The following is a 20,756-nucleotide window of genomic DNA, read 5'->3' on the forward strand; positions in this document are numbered from 1 at the left end:
CAAAAAATGAGTTTATCTACTTTCTAATCATTACTGATTCATCCACATTGTATGGTTCAATTCCTTTCAATCTATCTCCGTTTTATTTAGTTTATTCCTAAATTTCGATTTTGTATAGTGATTGTTGGCCATTCGTTTTATAAAAGAAACAGGGAATGGCCGATCAGCTCGCTTATTCATTTCGATAATTGCTTTCGCATTCGGCTAACATCTTCAATCGGTGGGAGTCCGAACATCCGAGAATACTCGCGACTAAAGTGAGGGGGCTTTCATAACCAACTTGGAAAGCGACATCTAAAGCGTCGTCTTCGTTGATCAATAAAAGACGACGAGCTTCCTGTAGTCGAAGTTGTTTTTGAAACTGGATCGGGCTCATTGCTGTTACTTCTTTGATGTCGGTGCAACGTAGCTACGCTCATCCGGGCGATGTCAGCTAATTCTTCTATACGGATGGGGTTTTGATAGTGTGAGAGAATATGTTGGATCACAGGTAGAGCACTTGCCCGTTTCAAGTGAATGCTGCTTAATGATTTCTGCTAACGTTTGCTGTTTCGTAAAATGCTCTTCCGCCATTCTTTCTTTTCCCTCCTGACCGATGTTAAGAATAGTATATAGGAGCTTGAGAGAAATAGGCAATTACGTAGAAGAATTGGCTACCGCTTTGCCTTTAATCTAGCAGATAATAGACGCAAGAGAGTTGAAGGAGGTTGTCACATGGAATACGTAACATTAAATAATGGGATAGAGAGGCCAATCTTAGGATTTGGTGTGTTTCAGATTCGAGATCAAGAAGAGTGTGAACAAGTCGTCTATGAAGCTATTCAAGCAGGTTATCGGCTGATTGATACAGCAGCCTCTTATTTGAACGAAGAAGCAGTTGGGCGTGCAATCATCCGGAGCGCTATTCCGAGAGAAGAACTATTTATTACAACAAAACTATGGGTTCAAGACACGGGCTATGAGAAAACAAAAGAAGCATTTGAACGCTCTTTAAAGAGGTTGCAGCTAGATTATTTAGATCTCTTCTTGATCCATCAACCGTTTGGTGATGTCTATGGATCGTGGCGTGCAATGGAAGAGCTGTATAATGAACGTAAGATAAAAGCTATTGGAGTAAGCAATTTTCAAATGGACCGTTTAATGGATTTCATAACCCATCACCACATAAAACCTGCGGTCAACCAGGTGGAGACCCATCCATTTAACCAACAGCAAGAAGAAAATGCCATTTTTATGAAAGAGCATGACATTCAAATCGAATCGTGGGGACCTTTCGCTGAAGGGAAAAACCAGATGTTTGAAAATGTACTTCTAACAACACTCGCACAAAAACACAACAAGTCAGTCGTTCAAGTCATTTTAAGGTGGCTCATCCAAAGAGGAGTTGTGGTGATTCCTAAACCGGTGCGAAAAGAGAAGATCGAAGAGAAGATTGCGGTATTTGACTTTGCTTTAGACTAGGAAGATATGGAAAAAATCACAACGTTGGATACAAAACAAAGCTTGTTTTTCTCGCACAATGACCCCGAAATGGTTAAAGCGATTGGCACACGAAAACTTGATATTTAAGCAATTCGATCAGCGGCATCCCGCTGTATTGAGTAATAGAGAAAAAAAGAACAGTGGAAGACCATTGTTCTTTTTTGGGGTGGAGGATTTGTTCTTCACGCAAAGGGGTAGAACATACATATTGGTTCCAAGCATAGCTCCTCGTTTTATGTGCACAGAATAATCAAGATTGCTCTCTTATTTAGAACAAAAAGCATGCTTATCTTAAGTTAAATTTATTCTTGACTTGAAGTGAACTCCAGGGAGTAAGATAAATTCAACCGTAAGAGAAGGGGGCTAATGATGACAAAGGACATCTTTGAGAGAGATCGCTCAGGTGAAACGATCGCGCTAAATGATCCAGAATTCCCTAAAATGGCTAGTGCAATTGAACGTGCGCAAAAATTAATCGCAGAATTAAATACAGGGTACCACTCTGCTCTGGAAGTAAGGAGCCTTTTTAGTGAATTAACGGGGACTGAGGTAGATAAGACGTTTGAACTTTTACCCCCTTTTTATACAGATTATGGTCAAAACATTCGAATCGGAAAGGGATCGAGGAGGAATTACGATCGAGGATAACGTGTTAATCGCTCCTAAGGTGAATCTCGTAACGACAAATCACCCGATTTCTCCATCTGAAAGAAGAGCAACAACCTCTAAACCGATCGTTATTAAAAAAGGGGCGTGGATAGGGGTTGCTGCTACTGTTATGCCGGGTATCACAATAGGAGAACATTCAATTGTATCTGCTGGTGCGGTAGTCACAAAAGATGTACCTAATCATGTAATTGTTGCTGGCGTACCAGCTAAGGTGATCAAGAAGATTGAAGCGTAAAAACGTTGTCCAACCATTTCCAAAAAGGATTTAAGAAGTCATTATATTTTCGGTCATATAGGAGGAATTAAATTGGTAAATGTAAAAGCTAGAGCAGTCGGTGGTCCGACAGAATCGTTTAAATCGACAGAAATAACGCGTAGAAATTTAGACAAACACGATGTTCTAATTGAAATCAAGTATGCAGGAATTTGTCATTCCGATATTCATGCAGCTCGTGGAGAATGGGGAGAGGTCCATTACCCACTAGTTCCTGGTCACGAAATCGCTGGTATCGTAACGGAAGTAGGAGGTCAAGTAACAAAATTTAAAGTCGGTGATCGAGTAGGGGTGGGCTGCATGGTAGACTCATGTGGTCAGTGCAGTAGTTGTCAAGAAGGAGAAGAACAGTATTGTGAGGAAGGCAATGTCCCAACGTATGCAGGTATTGATAAGTATGGAGAACATACTCAAGGCGGATATTCCACTCATATTGTCGTAACCGACGGTTTTGTCGTGACAATTCCAGATAATATACCACTTGAGACTGCTGCTCCACTCCTTTGTGCAGGGATTACAACGTATTCTCCATTAAAGAGATGGCAAGCCGAAAAAGGAAAAAAAGTTGCAGTTATTGGTTTAGGTGGGCTTGGTCATTTGGCAGTGAAAATTGCACATGCGATGAATGCAGAGGTTACGGTACTCTCGCAAACATTAAAGAAAGAAGAAGACGGTATGAAGTTTGGAGCAAAGAATTACCATGCGACGAGTAATCCTGAAACCTTCAATAAACTGGCTAACTCGTTTGATTTAATTATAAATACCGTGAGTGCAAAATTAGATATGAACGCATATCTAAACATGTTAGCACTTAATGGGACTTTAGTGAATGTGGGGGCTCCAAGTGAGCCACTTGGAGTAAATGCACTAACGTTAATCGGTAAGCGACGTTCTTTTGCAGGATCGATGATCGGCGGAATTCAGGAAACACAAGACATGTTAGATTTCTGTTCTGAACACAATATTGTGCCAGAGATTGAATTGATTTCGGCTGACCGTATTGATGAAGCGTATGAACGGGTCTTACATTCTGATGTAAGATACCGCTTTGTCATTGATAACAGTACAATTTAAATTAAGAAAAGGCTAACTCATCACATTGAGTTGGCCTTTTTCATGTCAGGACTTGTTGCTCAACATGATTTAAAACCAGTACAAGCGGGAAAAGACAACTTTAACACGATTTGGGGGTGCACGAGATGAAACCATTAGGAATTGTTTTAATTATAGTCATTACAGGCTTAGTTATTGGATCCATTTTAGGCGTACTTGGATTCTTTTAACGTCTTTGTAAAGAGGAGTCGTTTTTAATTTGGTAGGAGGAGAATGAGGGCTACAGAAACTACGGCAGGAATGCTCTTTTTCTACATAGTAAAGAGAGGAAGGTTTGAGCTTACAAAAGCAGGTTTTGGCTACCCAACAAGAGATGGTCAAAGAGCTAAAAAAGCTGAACATTAAAGATAACTGTGAAAGTGTGACCCCTTTGGAACTGGTCAGATGTAGGAGTGCCGTGCCCTCCTACAAGCAGCCTTGTAAAACTAGATTGTTACGTACCGAAGAAACAGCGATGCCTCTATCTAGGCATCGCTGTTTCAAGTCCTATTTTTAACAAAATTGATTTTTGTTTTCTTCTGCCCATTCTCTAAAGGACTTAGCGGGTCTGTTTGTTATTTCTTCAATAGTTGGTAAAACCGTATACACTTCTTTAGAAGGGTTTTTACCCATTTCAATAATAAAATAGTTAATGAAATCTTCATCGTACCCTTTGGCTTTCCATTCATTTAAATCTTCCTCACACCTGCACTTTTTGCCATATTTATTATTTCTTTATTTGCTATAAACATCTCTTCAGTTTGTTCACTTTGCGTTAAAATGAATAACCCTTCGACATGTTCTAAATGAGGGTGTAGTGTTTTTGGTTTATTTAAATCGCCGACAACATAGTGAACGCCTCTTAATCTAGGTGTGTTCTCATTCCTCGTTAATGCTTTCACACCTAGCCCTTTTGCGTTTAACCTTTCGACCACCTGGCTCCCAACTGTCCCTGTGGCACCTGTGACTAAAATGCTCATTTCCAACACTCCTGTTCGATTTTACGTATAACGACGTGGTCATCATCTCTTTCTATGGTTACACTAAGGTGTGGTGTAACCCTATAGTCAAGGAGAATATATGGACACTCAATGGCAGCAGCGTCTAACGACAGGACGATTTGCAAAATGATGAATGGAAGTAAAGATACTCTATGGTCAGAAGGCAAGTATTAATCGCTTTTCATAAATAGGCTATTCTAAAATAAAAGATACATATGAAAGGTTATGTAAGTTCAAAAATAAAAAACGTAAAAACGGGTATGTCTCTATCTTGTAAAGAAAGAAAAGTTGTTCCCTAATTAGGAAACAACTTTTCTTTCTCATTCATTTAGCTCTCTAGCGCTTCAATAATGAGATTTTGTACCCGGTTGTTTGTTAATAGAAGAAGATGCGTAACCTCGGTCACATGAATATTGTTCGCGCCACTGATGCGTGAGAGACTATTTGCGACGATAAGGTCAGAGCTGCTATAAATTGAAGTGAAATCAACACCATTCGGAACTGAGCTCGCTCCTAGACGGTTAGCCCCTCCAAGCGTATAACCTTATCAACCTTTTCGACTCCATTAAGTTGAGTCAGATATCGCAATGTATTGGACCCACCCATGCTATGAGCGATGATATTCACCTCATCAACATCATATTGGCTAAGCACATCATCAATAAATTCACTTAATTGTCTGGAATTTCTTAAATTATTGCCTGAACGATCATCAAAATCAATTGCATGTAAGTCAGATCGGTCATACCCAACACTTCTTAATTTACGTTCAATGCTATTAAAATTATACCCAGCCCCGCCAATTCCGTGAACGAGCACAACTGGCTTATCGAAATCAATCGATGACGTTTCGTAAGCATGAACTTCAGATGTAAAAAAGCCACTTCCTACAAGAGTGAAGAGTATAAAACTTAAGAACGCAAGACGAATTGCTTTCATTAAACCCCTCCTAAAACTTTAGTGATCGTGCAGTTTAAGACTAGCATTCATCGGTTGCCAAACTGCTCAAGAAGCAAATGAGTCTTCGAACGAGAAACCAATTGAAGAAAATGAATTAGAAAAAGAGAACGATCATTCAAATGGTACAGCGATGCAAGTGAAGAAACAACAGCTTATGAAGAGGAGGGAGCGCCTCGTTCTTTTCTACTTGCTGCGCAGTATATCCAAGTTGAAACAGAAGATCAAGTTGAGTTTACGGCAGCATTTTCATTTGAGCGTTTCGAGGAGGAGCTCTCGATGAATGAAAGTTTAACAAGGTCTCTCATAGAGGCTGATCTCTCGGAACAGGACATTCTAGATACATACGTCGACATTGAGGTTGAAGGATCAGAACTTCATTTGTACTTTAATGAAGACGATAACAATTTAGCTGCGACATCTGCGCAATCAAGAATGTTTTTTGACTCCCTCTTTGCGATTAGCGATATGTTTGGAATGAGTGAAGTCTTTTTTTATAATCCCGATGGGGACATAGGCATCACTGTGGCAGAAAGGTTAATTGATGAACCTGCATCTGTCGCTGAAGAGAGGGAACTTACCAGTGGTTACTATACGACTTATAATGAAGAGTTAGAAGAAACATTGTTTATCCCTAGTGCAAAGGTAGATGAACCAGTGGCAGATGAGAACGATGAGCCTCTATCGTTTCAAGCAACAATTGAAACGATGAAGACAATTGACGGGGGAAGTGGGGGACATTCTGTAGCAATCGTTGAAGGAATTGAAGTAAAGGGAGCTACTTTTGAGAATGGTATCGCCACGGTTCATTATACCGTTAATGAAGAGGAGGTCTCGGAAGAAGATCAAATCGTTTTTGAACGGGCTATGCAGTTAACGGCACTCGATTTCCATGCTCAAGAGCTTCATTTGATTAATGAAACGAAGAACGTAAAAGCGATTTATCCGTTGTTGATTGATCGATAAAACAAACGGAAAATGATGAACATTGATGTTCGTTCCGAGGATTTGTTTGATACAGATCTTTAATCTTCCTAAATGTAAGCTCGAAAACAACCACATTGGAGTAGCTGTGGTTGTTTTGCTTGTTTACCAGTCATGATCAAGATAAAAGTAAAACAAATAAATGCATAGAAAGTCGAAAAATATAATTGAACGAGTATATTGATTAAACAAATTTCCGTGATAATCTAAATCTATACTTAGACGCTCTTACTTCCATGTAAATACTCATCATTCTAAGTAATTCATGTTGTATGACTTTTTCCTTTTTCATTTGATAACAATTGGAGGCATAAAAAAAATGGGGAGAAATACGTCTAAACGGTGGTTAGGTGTGTGTTCTGTTGTTTTATTAGTAGTTGTTAGTTTGTTGGTGTGGTCGGTTGTAGTAGGAGGGTTTCTAATTGGGGAGTGAACGCACATCAGCTAGTAAACCATAGATTGGTTAGTCACAACAAGCTCGAAAACAAGATGAAAGGGGCATCAACGCCGTTGAATACAATCATCTTAGCAAGTGTGTTGGTAGTGATTCCTTTGGTTACCATTGTGGCCATTGTGGCTGTTCTTAAGATTCTTAAAAAGAAGTCCGCCTAAATAAACTGTTGTATGAAAAAAGTCGCATCCACGCTCTAGGCGTGAACTGCGACTTTTTAATATCTTTATATAAGAATAATCTGAATAAAAAAGACTCGAGAAAATTTATTGTTCAAAAGTGGATTCTGTGATAAATTAAGAAAGATGCACGTTACCTATATGTCATGTACACACTATTCCTATAATAAGTATACGATACTGGTGGTGCGTGAGTCAACCTTTTTATAATTTTTTTTGAAGGAGTGCTTGCTATGGATTCTAAACGTCAGCAGGAACAAAAACGAGTAGATGTTGTCCTCGAGATGATTATGAGTGAAGCCAACAAATTGGAGAAAGAAACCGCTAGGCGTAAGGATGAAGTTGTTTCGATCCGCAAGTACTTTTGGGATGAGGTTAAAGTCAATACAGATACGTTTGATGATTATTTGGAAACCATTATCGGATTACGCCAAGAGGCTCAAGCACTGTCAGTAAGCCAAAGCAGTCATAGACATGCATCAAAGCGTTTGTCGACACTGCGCCGTATGAAACAGGCTCCTTATTTTGGCCGTATCGATTTTAAAGAAGAAGGAGATTCGGCGAAAGAACAAGTTTATATTGGAATCTCTTCTCTTACAGATGCAAGTGGAGAAGATTTTTTAATCTACGACTGGAGAGCGCCTATTTCAAGTGTCTACTATGATAACGAGCCCGGATTAGTCGAATACGCGACGCCAGGAGGCACAATCAGTGGCACATTGGAGAAAAAATGGCAATACTTGATTCGTGATGGGGTGCTTCAATCGATGTTTGACACGAGTCTCACCATTGGCGATGAAATTTTACAACAGGTTCTAGGACAAGGAACCGATAAACAGATGCAAAGTATCGTAGCAACCATTCAGCAGGAACAAAATAAAATCATTCGTCATGACAAAGGGAGATTGCTTATAGTTCATGGGGCGGCAGGGAGTGGCAAGACATCGGCTGCTTTGCAACGAATTGCTTATTTGCTTTACAAATACCGGGAGCGCCTGAATGCAGATCAAGTGATTCTCTTTTCGCCTAATTCGATGTTTAGTCGGTATGTGTCTAATGTACTGCCTGAACTAGGTGAGGAGAATATGCAACAAGTGACGTTTCAGCAATACTTAGATCGTCGCTTAAGTAAAGAGTTTAACGTTGAGAATGCGTACGAACAATTGGAATATGTGTTAACGGCGGCTAACTCGTCTTCCTATCGTACGAGGCTTGAAGCGATTCGCTTTAAAGCTTCTACTCGTTTTTTTAAAGCGATTGAATCGTATAGGCACTCACTCGAATTATCAGGAATGCTGTTTACGGACATTCTTTTCAGAAGGAAACCAATCGTTACTGCTCAACAAATAGAAGAACGGTTTTATCAGTATGATACAAAACTCCGCTTTCATAATCGACTTGAAAAGTTGCAAGATTGGCTTTTAGAAACAATAAATGAGTTTCAAAAAGAGGAACGGAAAAAGCCGTGGGTGCAAGAGCGTATAGAGCTGCTTAGCAATGCAGAGTACCATAAAGCCCATGCTTATTTAGCGAAAAAGCGAGGCTTTAAACGAGAAACACTTGCAGATTATGAGATGGAGCCAGAAGCACTTGCGGAGTTGATTGTTCAGCAACGTACAAAGCGGATGCGGAAGCAAGTCCGGACACTTCAATTTCTCGATATAAAAGGAATGTATAAGCAGTTGTTTGCAGATCCGATGCAAATCAACCAGTGGATCGAAGGAGAGACACCAGCGGATTGGGAAGCGATCGGTCAAGCGACGCTGAAAATGGTAAACGAAAACAAACTCTTTTATGAGGACGCTACGCCATTTTTGCTTTTAAAAGAGCTGATTCAAGGCTTTCAGACAAATAGATCGATTAAACAAATCGTTGTAGATGAGGCCCAAGATTATTCTCCGTTTCAATTTGAGTTCTTGAAGCGGTTGTTTCCAGTCGCAAGAATGACGGTGCTAGGCGATTTTAATCAGGCCATCTTTGCTCATGCTAGTGAAAGCGTTGATTTTACCAAACTTACTAGCCTTTATGGTCTGAATCAAACAGAGTTGATTGAAATTGTTCGGAGTTACCGATCAACGAAACCGATCATTGAATGTACGCGAAGGCTCGTTCCGAATGGAGACCGGATTATCCCGTTTGAACGTGACGGGAAGAAGCCGGTCCTAAAGCAAGTGGAGAGTCACGATGAATTGCATAGATTAATTGCCGCTAAAGTCGAAGAATTGCGAGGCGACGGTTATCATAGTGTGGCGATTATATGTAAATCGGCTGAGGAAAGCATACGCGCATATCAGTCGATGTCAAACATTGAGGAATTAAAACGCTTAAAAAGTAGCTCAACTGAATATGAACAAGGAGTCGTTGTCGTACCGTCGTATTTATCCAAGGGAATTGAATTTGACGCCGTCATCATTTATGATGCCTCGAGGCAAGTGTATGGCGCTGAAAATGTGCGTCGCATTTTCTATACAGCCTGTACGAGAGCAATGCATGAGTTGCAACTTTATAGCGTAGGAGAGCCTAGCCCGTTTTTGCGAAGTGCCTTGCAGGAGGGGTTTATGGAAGTTTAATAAGAAAACAACCACAGCTTTTTAGCTGTGGTTGTTTTTAGATATCTAGTCTTTTAAACCGGCCGCAAATACTGGTCCGTTGATCGTCATTGTCGTTAAAATTTTCGCCATTTCCTCTGGTGTTTTCTGTTCATTTTCTAATAACCAATGTTGAATCACGCCAATATGGGCAGAGGAGATATAAGCGATATAGTATTCACTCGGTACTAAGAAATGGTTTTCGTTTAAAATGGGATCTTTGCTTCCATAAATCTTGTTGTACATGACACTTCTGAGCGTTGATTGAAACGATAAATCGCCATTAGGTCCTAACAATGCTTTTAAGAACAGTTTATGCTTATGCAAGTAGTGAAAAACATTTGTTACATAAGGAATAATTTTTTGACTGTCCTTATCTAAATGAATCATGACATGAGCGATGTTTATAGAGGCAACTTCTGCTAATCCATGTATAATTTCTTCTTGGCATCTATCCATCAAATCATACTTATCTTGATAATGTGCATAAAACGTACCTCGATTGATTTGTGCTCTCGTTGTTAGATCCTTTACGGTAATTAATTCAAATCCTTTTTCCTCGATTAATTCGGCGAGCGCCCGTCTGATTGCTTCTCTTGTACGAGTGATACGTAAATCAGTTGATTTTTTCATCATTTATTCCTTTCTATATCAACAGTTTTACGGAAGGTGTTCGTTAACGAACACTTTTCGTTTTTTTGCTTATTGAAGTTGTTGTCCCTAAAACCTAAGATAAAACCAGAATAAAAAGACGACACGTTGTCCTTTTATTATATATAAACATAGGAGGACATAAAATGCAGATGGGTAAAAATAAATTGTTTCTTTCTGTTCCGCTTATTGCAGTTCTTGTTTTATTTATTCTCTCATTAACCTTGATTCCTAGTGTGAATCCTCAACCAGAAGATGTTCCAATTGCGATTGTAAATGAGGACATAGGCGTTAAGGTTCCTAATCAAGGAGAACTTTATTTGGGGAATAAAATGATTGAGTTGTTATTAAGTGTAGAAGAAGAGAATTCTGTTGTGGACTGGATCGAAGTAAAAAGTACGGAAGAGGTGATAAATGGTTTGGATGAAAAAGAGTATTATGGTGCTTTCATTATTCCGGAAGAATTTAGTCAAAAACAAGCTTCTTTACGAACGGCTGAACCAACAAGTCCGCACGTTGAAATCATCATAAATGAGGGGAAAAATTATCCCGCCGCTACAATGGTAAATCAAGTTTTAAACGATGTAGTGGAAAACGTGAACGATACAGTGCGTTCTCAACTTCTAGAAGAATTCCAAGCGGAAGGAGGCGACCTTACTGTAAAACAAGTGACAAGTCTAGTTAATCCTATTGAAGCCAAAACAACAAAGGTAAATCAAGTAGGAGAAAATAGTGCAAATGGAAACGCGCCTGTCACTTTTTTTCAACCATTGTGGATGAGTGTTTTAGCTAGTGCGGCGATTTTATGTTTTGTGACGAATAAACAAACAGTTCTTAGTCAAAAAGAGAATGCAAGGCTCGCGTTAGCAAAGGTTCTTATGGGGGCAATTGCTTCGATTGTAATTGGCTTTGCTCTTCCTTGGGTTACAGATGCAGTAATCGGTTTAACAATGCCCAGTTATCTAGATACTGCACTATTCCTAACAATTACTGCTTTTAGTTTCATCTTAATGATTTTAGCTGTTTTATCAATAGTAGGAATTAGAGGAGTTCCGTTATTTGTAGTGTTATTATTTTTTGGTGCGCCGTTATTATCATTAGCCCCGGAAATGATGCCATCCTTTTATGCAAACTGGATTTACCCATGGTTGCCAATGCGATTTATGGTTGAGGGATTAAGAGATCTCTTTTATTTTGGAAACAGTTTATCGTGGGAAATGGTTTCCGTTCTCGTTTGGATTGCTTTTGTTAGTTTAGTGGTTATTATGTTAACGGCTTTAAAAGGAAAAAACACTAAAAAATAGCCCTTGTAGGGCTATTTATTATAGAAATTAATGATAATGATAGCCAACATCCCGGTTACCTAGGTCTTGGACAGGACGATAGTTTTGTGGATAAATCGATTGGAAACGGTCGATCTGTTCACGTGACAGCTCAATCGGGTTATCAATTACGGTCCATTTAACACCTTCATCACATGGTGGAGTTGTAAGTGAGCCATCATATTGAAATGAAGAAAGGTCTGCAGGGAGCAGTTCGCTTGGATCTAGGATCACGAGCTTGCTTGAGCGCCGGTAGGGAAGAAGGTCGCAACTGCAAAAGTAGCGAGCGTCATGATGGAGAATAATTTTTTAATGGGAAACGCCTCCTTTTATAAGTACGTTTCAATTATCCCTTAAAAAAAATCTAGTAATCTATAAGATGGATCATTTTCCCAATATGGAAAGGAAACTATTTTCTTAACCGTAGGGAAGATATTGAGGATCAATTTAGTAATCTATGTTCAATGATAAAGAATATACAATTGGCGAATAAATGTAAAAATCAATCGATTCGCTAAAAGACGTTTTAAATGTTAGGTGGGTGGTATCTGAATAGGGAGCCAATTAGTTAGGGAGGAGATTGTGCATGAAGAAGAAGTGGTTAATGATCGTTCCAGCAATTGCGTTAACGACTGCTCCCATTCACCTTCAAGCAACAGAAGTCTCAGCTGAGGAAATGGTTCAGTCATCAGAAATTCCCCCGGAACTTGAACCGATTTTAGCCGTTGCGCTTGAACATCAGCCCACTTTGCAACATGGCAGTGTGCGTGTAGAGGTAGAGCTTGTTCAAGTGAAACTAAGTCACTTTGGGTATGAAACGGTCAGAGATGGTATTTTCGGTCATGAAACCGAGCAACAAGTTCGCCAGTTCCAACAAGATTATGATTTAGAAGTGGATGGCGTTGTTGGTGTTCACACGTGGACGGAATTGATTGGGGAAGATCGGGTAAGTTTTACTATTGAAGACGCAATTACTTTTGCGGAAGAAGAATTAAATAACGATGACCTCATTTTCTCCAGTAACGGTATTCTTCATGAAGATTCGGATGGAAATACCTTTTATTCGATTCGAGCGTCAAGTCAAGATTTAATTGACGGTGGAGGAACCGGTACTGTCGGTTTTTATGATGTATTTAGCGATGGAACGGTTAGAGAAGCTGAACCAAGATAAATAGAAGGATATGAACGAAATGTCACTGGAATTCTTTTTTAAAAGATTATAAGTAGAGCTATGAAGGTCTTTCATTCAATATTCAGACGGGAGTAGATTTCATGGAGATCACATTCATCTTATTTGTTTCATCAGTGAACCGAAATACCACAATGTCGGAAGTGTTAACAAAAACGATTGAATCTGATTTTCGACCTGTGGCAGGAGATGTCATTGATGATCCTGGATTTGATTCAAGGTTTCATAATGGATACGAGGTAGTAAAAGTGACCATTAATTACACGACGAATGAATGCCTTGTTTCCTTGAGTCCACTCGCAATTGAGGTAGAAGAAATCCAAGTCGATGAGTATATTAAAAAGCTGGAATCAAACGGATGGAGGGTACAAAGCAAATAGCCCTTAGAGTATAAAACTCCGTAAGGGCTATTCAACTTAGGGCTGGTCAATCGGTTTCTACTCTAGAGCTGACCCTTTTTTATGTTTACCAAGAAGGTGTTCCTGTCATTCTATGATGTGGTTGTGTCTTTGGTCTTTTTTCAATGACTAAAACACTATCATAATAACTCATCGACCAAGTGGATGTCGTAAACGGGTTTACTTCTAATTGAGGATCTCTAGAATACCAAGCATGTAAATTGTCAATTAACTTCTTTGAATACTCAATAAAACTATTTGGCTCGTTGTAACCCCCGCCATATTCCCACTCGTAGCTTGTGTGCAAGTCCTCTAAAAGATAAACTCCATTAGGAGAAAGAGCAGGAAACATTTCCTCATAGGAAATCTTTAGCTGATGCATATGGTGTCCACCATCGTCAATGATGATATCAAATGTAGGCAAAGACGATTTGATTTCTCCCCAAAACTCTCTATCACCTTGATCACCAATGATGATATTCACTTGTTCTTCTTCAAACGATTTACAACGAGGATCAATATCGATTCCAACGATATTGGCTTTCTCCCCAAAATAATCCTTCCACATTTGAAGTGACCCACCGTGGGAAACGCCAATTTCTAAGATATTGACTTCTTGCCCAACAAACCTCTCGAAATGACGCTCGTAAATATCAAAATAATGCATCCACTTGTGAATCAAGCGACCGTTATTTGATTCGAAGTAATCCTCTAATTTCCCCACGACGTCACACCTTTTTGTATAAATGTTTTTTATACAGTACGACAGGAAAAAAGAAAATATGCCTATAAAGTTTTTTCCGGTTGAGAAACAAGTCTCAAAAACGAACGATTGATACACTTGCCACTTCCATATGGGCACGCGTGTATTGATTTCTGTTCATTCATCTTAAAAAAAGTGTCAGTAAAGGCAGGGGGAGGCGCCATTAAAAACGACATGTAAAGAATTCGTTCAAAAATTGTCTCCTAAAAGTTTCTAGTTAAGAAGGGAGGGAATATGTAAGTGTTCTGATCATTCCTATTATAAAGATGGAGCGTAGACAGAAGGGAGAAAACGAGTGAAACGATGGCTAACGATCAGTTTGGTAGGTATCGCTTTTATAACTGGAGGATGCGATGGAGCGATGGAAGAAGAACTGCAACCCTCATATGGAGAAAAGAAATGACTTGGACCGCGAACTAGCTGACTATCTTCATTGGTATAATCATTTTCGTCTGCATGGAACCTTACAGTATCAAAGCCCAATTGAATTCAAACAAACTGCCCACAAAAAAATGTCTAAAAAAGTGTTGACGGTCCATTTAGAAGATACTGGAGTGGGAAAGTTGGTAGATAACTTAATTGAATCTGTAAAATCATACCATAGGAAATCGTATAGAGAGGTGTAGGACATTGTTTAATTCCTTGCAGGAAAAAATAGGGTTTTGTATCCTATAAATAAGGAATGTGTAAATGGTCAGAAAATAATAGAGGTGTTGAAGAATGCCCTTGTCAGTGGGAGAAAGGGAGTCAACAAGTGAAAAAATGCCTAACAATAAGTATATTATGTAGTGCTGTATTTATAGGGGGATGCACGATGACAAATGAAGGAGAAAATCCGCAACAACCAAATGGAGAAGAAACACCTAACGATCAAAATGGAAATAACGAAGAACCGTTAGAACAAGATTTAGGCCAGGCGGCAGAGGATGAATTTACACGCGAGTTCCTCGTTTCAACGGAAGAAGAAGAGGAAGGGTTTTACCGGATGCGTGGGGAGTTAGGCGGATTTGAAATGTTGATCCCGAAGGATGCACTTATTTCGGATTTGCTACATGCTATTGAAAATCAAAAAGGGGAAACGCTTATCTATACAATGAACAATGATTTAGAAAAAAAACAGCATGATGTGCAAGTGATGTACATGGGTCAATATCCTGAAGGCACAGAACACAATTATCTAAATGTATTTAAAAGAGAAATGGGATTTGACGGTGATTTTAGTTATACAGAAATAAATGATCTAGAGGCTCATTATGGAAGTTTAGAATATGTTGATGACTACGGTCCGGTAATAAAATATTTTGGCTATCTTTTTTCTAAAGAAAAGGATCAAGCAATTTCATTTGTATTTGGTGCCTTTTGTCAAGGGGAAGAAGAATGTGTAATTGACCTCGAAGAAGAGTCTAAATTAGCAGAAAAAATCATGAATTCAATTCGTTTAAAATAACTAAAGGAGAATTGAAATGAGTCAAATATTAGAGAATAAGATGGTTCAGATGAGGATTACAAATCTTGAGTATAAATTTGATGATATGACAGAAAAGGAAGTTGTTCATAGTATTCAAAGAATTTATTTAGAAGAAACCGGAAAACCACTTGAAGTTAATATTGAAATTGAACGTATGGATACCTATAGTCAACAATTCACATCGGATGCTAAAGGGACTGCTATCATTCTAGACAGTGAGGGAGATGAAGGTGAAATAAAGGAAATAGTATTTATCTCTAGAGGAAGTGAAACAAATAATGATTGGATAGATAATGTCTTTGGGATTGGAGTAGGGACTGGGGGCGCACAATATGCTCGAGACTCTACTACATTCATTGATATAGTTAATGAAAAAAATAAAACTGCCGATAATGTGCCCATCTATTCCTTAGCGCATTCAAAAGGGCATAATACAGTTGCAACAATCCAATTAAGGGATGAATATTTCTCAGAAGTTAATACATTCAATGGAGCGCAATCAAATACCATTCAGCAAATTATATATGATGAAGATTTCCGTTTTGAGGTTAGAAGGAAGTTTAATGTATCTGATTTAGACTCCATCCGCTCCATCCCCCCAGAAGAGCTCGAAGCCTTTGCCAAAGACTATTATGAAGACAAAGGAACGAACATTCATCAGACGCGTTCTACAAGCGATTTTCTTTATGCATTGGATGCTATGCCAGGTATGTTTGTTGTTGGAAACGTTCAAGAGCACCAAACGGATCATGTGAATGATGGGTTTGTCGGAGCAATGGACGCAATATCGAAGGAAGATTTGCAATTGATAAGTCATTTTCTTGCGCCTTATGGGGAGGTTTATGCAGAAGATGGTGTTGATGGATTGCTACAATCCGCCTTAGATGAGGCGTATCAGTTTTACGTGAACAACCCTGAAGCTGATCCGATCGATTTTGATTCCGTTAGGGATTCTATGGGAGGGCTTGTTAAAGGGCTAAGGGATGCAGGCTACTTGTCTGAAGAAGATGCAGAGGATTTGCGTACTGAGTTAATACGGTTAGTTGATGATGTCGAGCCAATTTATGAAAGTATGTATGAGGGAGAGGGCTTTCATCCTCAACGGATGTGGGAGGATTTTGTTCATTCTTTTATGACTTATAATTTTAGTACTAAGCAGCGGATGGAAAAGATCGACGAGTTGTTTGCAGTTGTTGGTGAAGCTGCCTATGACCATCATAGCCTAGAGGCGTTAATGAACGAATTAGCCGTAGGAAAGTCATATCAAGGTGGGGAAATGTATCTTGAACTTGGTGGAGGACCGGGTGGACAAGGACAAATCAAACTAAATCTTTCAAAAACCCTCGATGCCTACGCAGCGATAACAAGGTGCTGGATGAGCAAGATGCGATGTTAGAAAAGTATTTGGGCATAGTGGAGCAAGAGTATACGGAATATTATGAAGGCAAAAAACAGCAACTAGGTTCGCAAATTGCATCCATTGAGAACAATTACAAATCGTATCAAAGTTGGTTGCCTACGTCCTATAGTGGGTTGATCACGAACTTGAAATTTCATGAGTCGTTTAAACCGCTTGTAGGTGCACCGATGGAAGGAATGGCCTTGGCTGTGAGGCAAAACCGCGAAAAAATCGAAACAACGGCTGAAGAAATGCGTAAAGCAGTGGAAGAGGTTTTTGATGTGGAACATAATGTAGCGGGCATGTTTAAGCACTTATCTGGCTAACGGACCCGTTGCAAATTGAAAAAGCGTATGACCGTATGTGCCAAAGGTTATTTGCTTTTTTGACATGCAATGTGATGGGATTTGAACGAATATATGGAGGGGTATAGATGGAATCATTTGGTTATAAAAATACACACAAACTACAAGGGGAAGTGTGTTATGACATAAAGCGTAATCAGGTTGTCGGACATATCCAAAAAATGATGGACGGGCTTGGAGAGTTAAAACAAAAACTGACTGCGGTGCTTGATTCGAGTGAAGGGGAAATCATTATGGCAACCGTTGAAGAAGTTGAGTCGAATACGTTGGAAGGGCAGGAACGGCTCCAACTTGTTACGGATGAGTTTATTCAGTTTCATAGAAAATTTGAAGAGCAAACGAATGAGATGAAGACACAGCCGTATACAATTACGTATACGGAAGTGCCAAAGGTTTAAATATATTGGGAAACCAGCTGATGCCATCTTGAAAGATGGATAAATGTTGGTTACACATTGCTCCAAAAACGATTTAAAACGATGGATAGATCGTTTGGGTTTCTTTATTTAGTTCATGTCCGGCGTCTGTAATCATGACAGACCGGGCATTTTTAATCGATTTACTTAAATGTGCTGATGCCCGTTTATTTACGAAATCCTTACCACTACATACAACGAAAGGTTTACATTGGATCTCGGTGTCTTCTTTCTATTTCACCAAAGAATCCGCGTACCGTGTAATTCAGTCGCTCCAGTAGCTGTATGAATGAAGTCTACATTGCTTGATGTAATTCCTCCTCCAGGCATAATGATAATTCTTCCTGCGCTATAGTCGATACACCGACGAATAAATTCGATATTCTCAACAATGTTTTGATGGGGGCCGTGCATTAAGACGCGCTTAAAGCCAAGTCGAGTGAGGGTGTCCAACGTTTGATACGGATCCTCTACTACATCAAAGGCCATATGAAATGTGGTTTCGAGTCCATCAGCGACATGAAGCAGGCGCTCCATCGCTTCATCGTCGACAACTCCCTTTTCAGTTAAACAACCAAGTACAACCCCATCAAAGCCTAATTCTTTTAAAATGTGAATGTCGCTTTTCATGATGGCTTGTTCTTCTTTTGTATAAATAAAGTTGCCTCCGCGTGGACGAACAATGCCCATCAGCTGAACGGATACGTCACGACATTTTTTTGCGGCGAGGCGAGCGACGCCATAACTGACCGTCGTACCGCCAACGGCTAAATTGTCACAGAGTTCAATGCGATCTGCGCCAGCTTCTATTGCTTTTTGTAAATAGGTTGTATTCTCTAAACAGATTTCTCGCAAAAACGGGTTCATGGTCGTTCTCCTTATGTAAAAAGTAGTGGAAACATGCGATGCTCTTTGCTCTTTAGTTTAACAAAAAGTTTGATGCGAATGTGGGGAATTAGCTGGTACCGTCTTTACAAGAGGTTTGCCGAAGCAAAGCAGAGGGAAAATAACATGAATCGAACACGTAGAATAATGTTTAAAAGGGAGACAATGAATGAGACGTAAGGATGGATTTTTTCGACTGAAAATGAGTTTGAAATGGATAGCCTTTTTGTCTGGACTATTTATTAGTATGATTGTGCTTGCATTCGCAGGTAGTCCGTTATTGATAGGGACAGGCAGTGATTTTGTACAGCTTGGGACAAAGTCTTGGAGTATTATTGGTCCCCACCTCGTGCTTTTTAGTTGTGTCGCGGTTGTGCTTACGCTTGTATGTGTTAAAAAGATTAAACGTCCTTTAGCATATACAGCAATTGGTCTTTCGTTTATAGCTTTGATATCTTCCACTTGGATTACGGGGTCGATAGGAAAGACGATAGAAGGTGATGATGGGTTAGAGAATCCATTCACTACTTTCGTGCCAACGAGTACGAAACCAATTGAGCCAGATCGGACAGAGATGTATCAAGGTGCTGATGGACAAGAGCTTGAGGCGTTGGTATATGAACCAGCTACAAGGACAGAAGAGGATGCTCCGGTTATGATGTATATTCATGGTGGTGGCTGGATTTCTGGGGAACCCGCCAATTGGGGTTCTAATGCCCGGTGGTATGCCGAGCGAGGATGGGTAGTTGTAAGCGTTGAATACGAATTGGCTACAGAGGAAAACGCGACATGGAACAAAGCGCCAGAAGATGTTGCATGTGGGCTCGCTTGGACTAAGAAAAATGCCTCCGAGTGGGGTGGCGACGAGGAACAATTGGTGGTAATTGGTGAATCATCCGGTGGGAATCTTGCGGTCAATCTTGCTTGGTCTGCAGCACTTGACGAAGAACCATCAGAGTGTGCAATTTATGGAACGGCACCAGAACCACAAGCGGTCGTCGCTAGTTATCCAGTCATTAATCCAAGTTATACGTATGAAAATGGGAACGAAATGCAAGGGTTAAATCCACAGGAATTTACGGAAGCTTATATCGGGGGCACGCCTAATGAGCACCCAGACCGAATCGCTGCAATTGATTCAAGTGAATATGCATCTCCTTCAGCACCTCCAACGCTCATCTTGGAGGCGGAGAAAGATGATATCGTTCCGGTTAAAGGGGTATCAGAGGCAGCAGAAGAAGCGCAGGAACAAGGTGTCGATTTAACGCGCAAGACCTTCCCGTATAGCCACCATGGCTTTGATTCCTATCCAGGAAGTTTAGGGAACGTAGCTTCAAAATCTGTCGTAGTTAACTATCTAGAGAATCTTGGGCTTAGTCCAGGCTAGACCGAAGAAAAGGAAACAGATAAGGATCATCTAGTGGAATAAATGACGCACCTCTGGTTTAATAGATGAAAGAAGAGCCTACCATATTTGTTTGCATGGGCAGCACATGTGCTGTCATGATAAAAAAGTAGTCGCGCCAAGGAGGTAAGCATGTACATTCCGAAGCATTTCAAAATGGATGACAAAGAAATGATGTATGACATCATTGAAGCAAATGGGTTTGCAACGCTTATGGCTCAGCATCAGGGTTACCCGAATGCAACTCATTTACCTTTACTCTTGGATAAAGAAAGTGGCTATTTGTACGGTCATTTCGCACGAGCGAATGAGCAGTGGCAAGATATTCGTAATCAAGAAGTACTTGTGGTGTTTCAAGGACCTCATTGCTATATCTCACCTTCTTGGTATGAAACAGATCGCGCAGTGCCGACGTGGAATTATGTCGCCGTTCATGTATATGGGCAAGTAGAATTTGTAAGAAACGATGAGTTGAAGACTTCGTTACGAGACCTCGTATTGAAATATGAGCAGCCAACGAGTGCATATCAATTTGACGAGGTTGACTCTGGGTTTCTGGATGGAATGGCAAAAGGCGTTGTTGGCTTCAGAATTCAAATAAGCAGAATGGAAGGCAAGGCGAAGTTAAGTCAGAATCACTCCGACGAACGAAAAAAACGAGTGATCGGCCAGCTAGAACAATCAGGTAACCAAAATGAGCAACAAATTGCGGTTTTAATGAAAGCAGAGGGAACGAGACAAGTTGGGCGTTAGTAGGAATGCAAGTAGAAGCGGTCGCAGAGGTAACGCTTCTTATTTGCTTTGAGGTTAAAGTTTAG

The 20,756-nt window shown here is 39.9% G+C and carries 21 protein-coding genes and 3 pseudogenes; 16 read left to right on the top strand and 8 right to left on the bottom strand.

The annotated features are described in order from the left end of the window. Nucleotides 1-176: 176 nt before the first annotated feature. Nucleotides 177-488 (bottom strand): annotated as a pseudogene (locus BK584_RS22285) (helix-turn-helix domain-containing protein); the annotation flags it as partial. Further along, nucleotides 430-573 (bottom strand): hypothetical protein, encoded by a 144-nt coding sequence (locus BK584_RS24840; RefSeq protein ID WP_169870940.1) that lies wholly within the window; start codon nt 571-573, stop codon nt 430-432. The pseudogene BK584_RS22285 and the gene BK584_RS24840, both read right to left, overlap by 59 nt. A 141-nt stretch (nt 574-714) precedes the next feature. Between BK584_RS24840 and BK584_RS22290 the strand changes: the two are divergent. The 4 genes and pseudogenes from BK584_RS22290 to BK584_RS22300 all read left to right on the top strand — a co-directional run bounded on the left by BK584_RS22290 (nt 715) and on the right by BK584_RS22300 (nt 3,499). Next, nucleotides 715-1,569: pseudogene (locus tag BK584_RS22290) on the top strand (aldo/keto reductase). Nucleotides 1,570-1,851: 282 nt separating this feature from the next. Further along, nucleotides 1,852-2,130 (top strand): LbetaH domain-containing protein, encoded by a 279-nt coding sequence (locus tag BK584_RS24955; protein ID WP_218970349.1) that lies wholly within the window; start codon nt 1,852-1,854, stop codon nt 2,128-2,130. 1 nt (nt 2,131) lies between these two features. Then, complete coding sequence (locus BK584_RS24960) at nt 2,132-2,386, top strand: LbetaH domain-containing protein (RefSeq protein WP_218970350.1); 255 nt, start codon at nt 2,132-2,134, stop codon at nt 2,384-2,386. A gap of 72 nt (nt 2,387-2,458) precedes the next feature. Continuing rightward, nucleotides 2,459-3,499 carry an NAD(P)-dependent alcohol dehydrogenase gene (locus BK584_RS22300; protein WP_078394675.1) on the top strand — a complete coding sequence of 347 codons (1,041 nt, stop codon included), beginning with the start codon at nt 2,459-2,461 and terminating at the stop codon, nt 3,497-3,499. A gap of 707 nt (nt 3,500-4,206) precedes the next feature. Here the strand turns inward: BK584_RS22300 and BK584_RS25215 are convergent. Then, nucleotides 4,207-4,497 carry an SDR family oxidoreductase gene (locus tag BK584_RS25215; RefSeq protein WP_245808945.1) on the bottom strand — a complete coding sequence of 97 codons (291 nt, stop codon included), beginning with the start codon at nt 4,495-4,497 and terminating at the stop codon, nt 4,207-4,209. A 349-nt stretch (nt 4,498-4,846) separates the two neighbouring features. Next, nucleotides 4,847-5,457, bottom strand: a pseudogene (locus BK584_RS22310) (esterase/lipase family protein). A 297-nt stretch (nt 5,458-5,754) separates the two neighbouring features. Here BK584_RS22310 and BK584_RS22315 point away from each other — a divergent pair. After that, entirely contained in the window at nt 5,755-6,441 is a 687-nt protein-coding gene (locus BK584_RS22315; RefSeq protein WP_078394677.1) for a hypothetical protein, read from the top strand. 881 nt (nt 6,442-7,322) lie between these two features. Then, nucleotides 7,323-9,659, top strand: a complete 2,337-nt coding sequence (helD, locus tag BK584_RS22325; RefSeq protein WP_078394687.1) for an RNA polymerase recycling motor HelD — start codon at nt 7,323-7,325, stop codon at nt 9,657-9,659. A 45-nt stretch (nt 9,660-9,704) separates the two neighbouring features. On the opposite strand, the gene BK584_RS22330 is transcribed toward helD, so the two are convergent. Then, the gene (locus BK584_RS22330; RefSeq protein WP_245808947.1) at nt 9,705-10,310 is read right to left on the bottom strand and encodes a TetR/AcrR family transcriptional regulator; all 606 of its coding nucleotides are present in this window, start codon (nt 10,308-10,310) and stop codon (nt 9,705-9,707) included. 170 nt (nt 10,311-10,480) lie between these two features. Here BK584_RS22330 and BK584_RS22335 point away from each other — a divergent pair, with 170 nt between their 5' ends. Beyond that, nucleotides 10,481-11,632 (top strand): YhgE/Pip domain-containing protein, encoded by a 1,152-nt coding sequence (locus BK584_RS22335; protein ID WP_078395805.1) that lies wholly within the window; start codon nt 10,481-10,483, stop codon nt 11,630-11,632. Nucleotides 11,633-11,659: 27 nt separating this feature from the next. Here BK584_RS22335 and BK584_RS22340 read toward each other — a convergent pair whose 3' ends face one another. Next, nucleotides 11,660-11,884 carry a carbonic anhydrase family protein gene (locus tag BK584_RS22340; RefSeq protein ID WP_245808948.1) on the bottom strand — a complete coding sequence of 75 codons (225 nt, stop codon included), beginning with the start codon at nt 11,882-11,884 and terminating at the stop codon, nt 11,660-11,662. Nucleotides 11,885-12,236: 352 nt separating this feature from the next. Between BK584_RS22340 and BK584_RS22345 the strand changes: the two genes are divergently transcribed. Next, a complete protein-coding gene (locus BK584_RS22345; RefSeq protein ID WP_078394693.1) occupies nt 12,237-12,821 on the top strand; it encodes a peptidoglycan-binding domain-containing protein in 585 nt (194 codons plus the stop codon). Between the two features lie 101 nt (nt 12,822-12,922). Continuing rightward, nucleotides 12,923-13,219, top strand: a complete 297-nt coding sequence (locus BK584_RS22350; protein WP_078394695.1) for a hypothetical protein — start codon at nt 12,923-12,925, stop codon at nt 13,217-13,219. 85 nt (nt 13,220-13,304) lie between these two features. On the opposite strand, the gene BK584_RS22355 is transcribed toward BK584_RS22350, so the two are convergent. Further along, nucleotides 13,305-13,961 (bottom strand): class I SAM-dependent methyltransferase, encoded by a 657-nt coding sequence (locus BK584_RS22355; protein WP_078394697.1) that lies wholly within the window; start codon nt 13,959-13,961, stop codon nt 13,305-13,307. 392 nt (nt 13,962-14,353) lie between these two features. On the opposite strand from BK584_RS22355, the gene BK584_RS22360 reads away from it, so the two are divergent. The 5 genes from BK584_RS22360 (at nt 14,354) to BK584_RS22380 (ending at nt 17,630) form a co-directional block, all read left to right on the top strand. Further along, complete coding sequence (locus BK584_RS22360; RefSeq protein WP_078394698.1) at nt 14,354-14,626, top strand: IS3 family transposase; 273 nt, start codon at nt 14,354-14,356, stop codon at nt 14,624-14,626. 188 nt (nt 14,627-14,814) lie between these two features. Then, on the top strand, nt 14,815-15,447 hold the full coding sequence (locus BK584_RS22365; protein ID WP_078394700.1) for a YvcA-related protein: 633 nt from the start codon (nt 14,815-14,817) through the stop codon (nt 15,445-15,447). A 16-nt stretch (nt 15,448-15,463) separates the two neighbouring features. Then, on the top strand, nt 15,464-16,864 hold the full coding sequence (locus BK584_RS22370) for a DUF6792 domain-containing protein (RefSeq protein ID WP_078394702.1): 1,401 nt from the start codon (nt 15,464-15,466) through the stop codon (nt 16,862-16,864). Further along, complete coding sequence (locus tag BK584_RS22375) at nt 16,858-17,193, top strand: hypothetical protein (protein WP_078394704.1); 336 nt, start codon at nt 16,858-16,860, stop codon at nt 17,191-17,193. Before BK584_RS22370 ends, BK584_RS22375 begins: the two co-directional genes overlap by 7 nt. 107 nt (nt 17,194-17,300) lie before the next feature. Continuing rightward, nucleotides 17,301-17,630 (top strand): hypothetical protein, encoded by a 330-nt coding sequence (locus tag BK584_RS22380; protein WP_078394706.1) that lies wholly within the window; start codon nt 17,301-17,303, stop codon nt 17,628-17,630. A 255-nt stretch (nt 17,631-17,885) separates the two neighbouring features. On the opposite strand, the gene BK584_RS22385 is transcribed toward BK584_RS22380, so the two are convergent. After that, nucleotides 17,886-18,515, bottom strand: a complete 630-nt coding sequence (locus tag BK584_RS22385) for a copper homeostasis protein CutC (RefSeq protein WP_078394708.1) — start codon at nt 18,513-18,515, stop codon at nt 17,886-17,888. Between the two features lie 187 nt (nt 18,516-18,702). Here BK584_RS22385 and BK584_RS22390 point away from each other — a divergent pair, with 187 nt between their 5' ends. Both BK584_RS22390 and BK584_RS22395 read left to right on the top strand, forming a co-directional pair. Continuing rightward, entirely contained in the window at nt 18,703-19,920 is a 1,218-nt protein-coding gene (locus tag BK584_RS22390) for an alpha/beta hydrolase (RefSeq protein ID WP_078394710.1), read from the top strand. Between the two features lie 150 nt (nt 19,921-20,070). After that, entirely contained in the window at nt 20,071-20,691 is a 621-nt protein-coding gene (locus tag BK584_RS22395) for an FMN-binding negative transcriptional regulator (RefSeq protein WP_078394712.1), read from the top strand. Nucleotides 20,692-20,756 lie beyond the last annotated feature (65 nt).

Source organism: Shouchella patagoniensis, from assembly GCF_002019705.1.
GTDB lineage: Bacteria > Bacillota > Bacilli > Bacillales > Bacillaceae_D > Shouchella > Shouchella patagoniensis.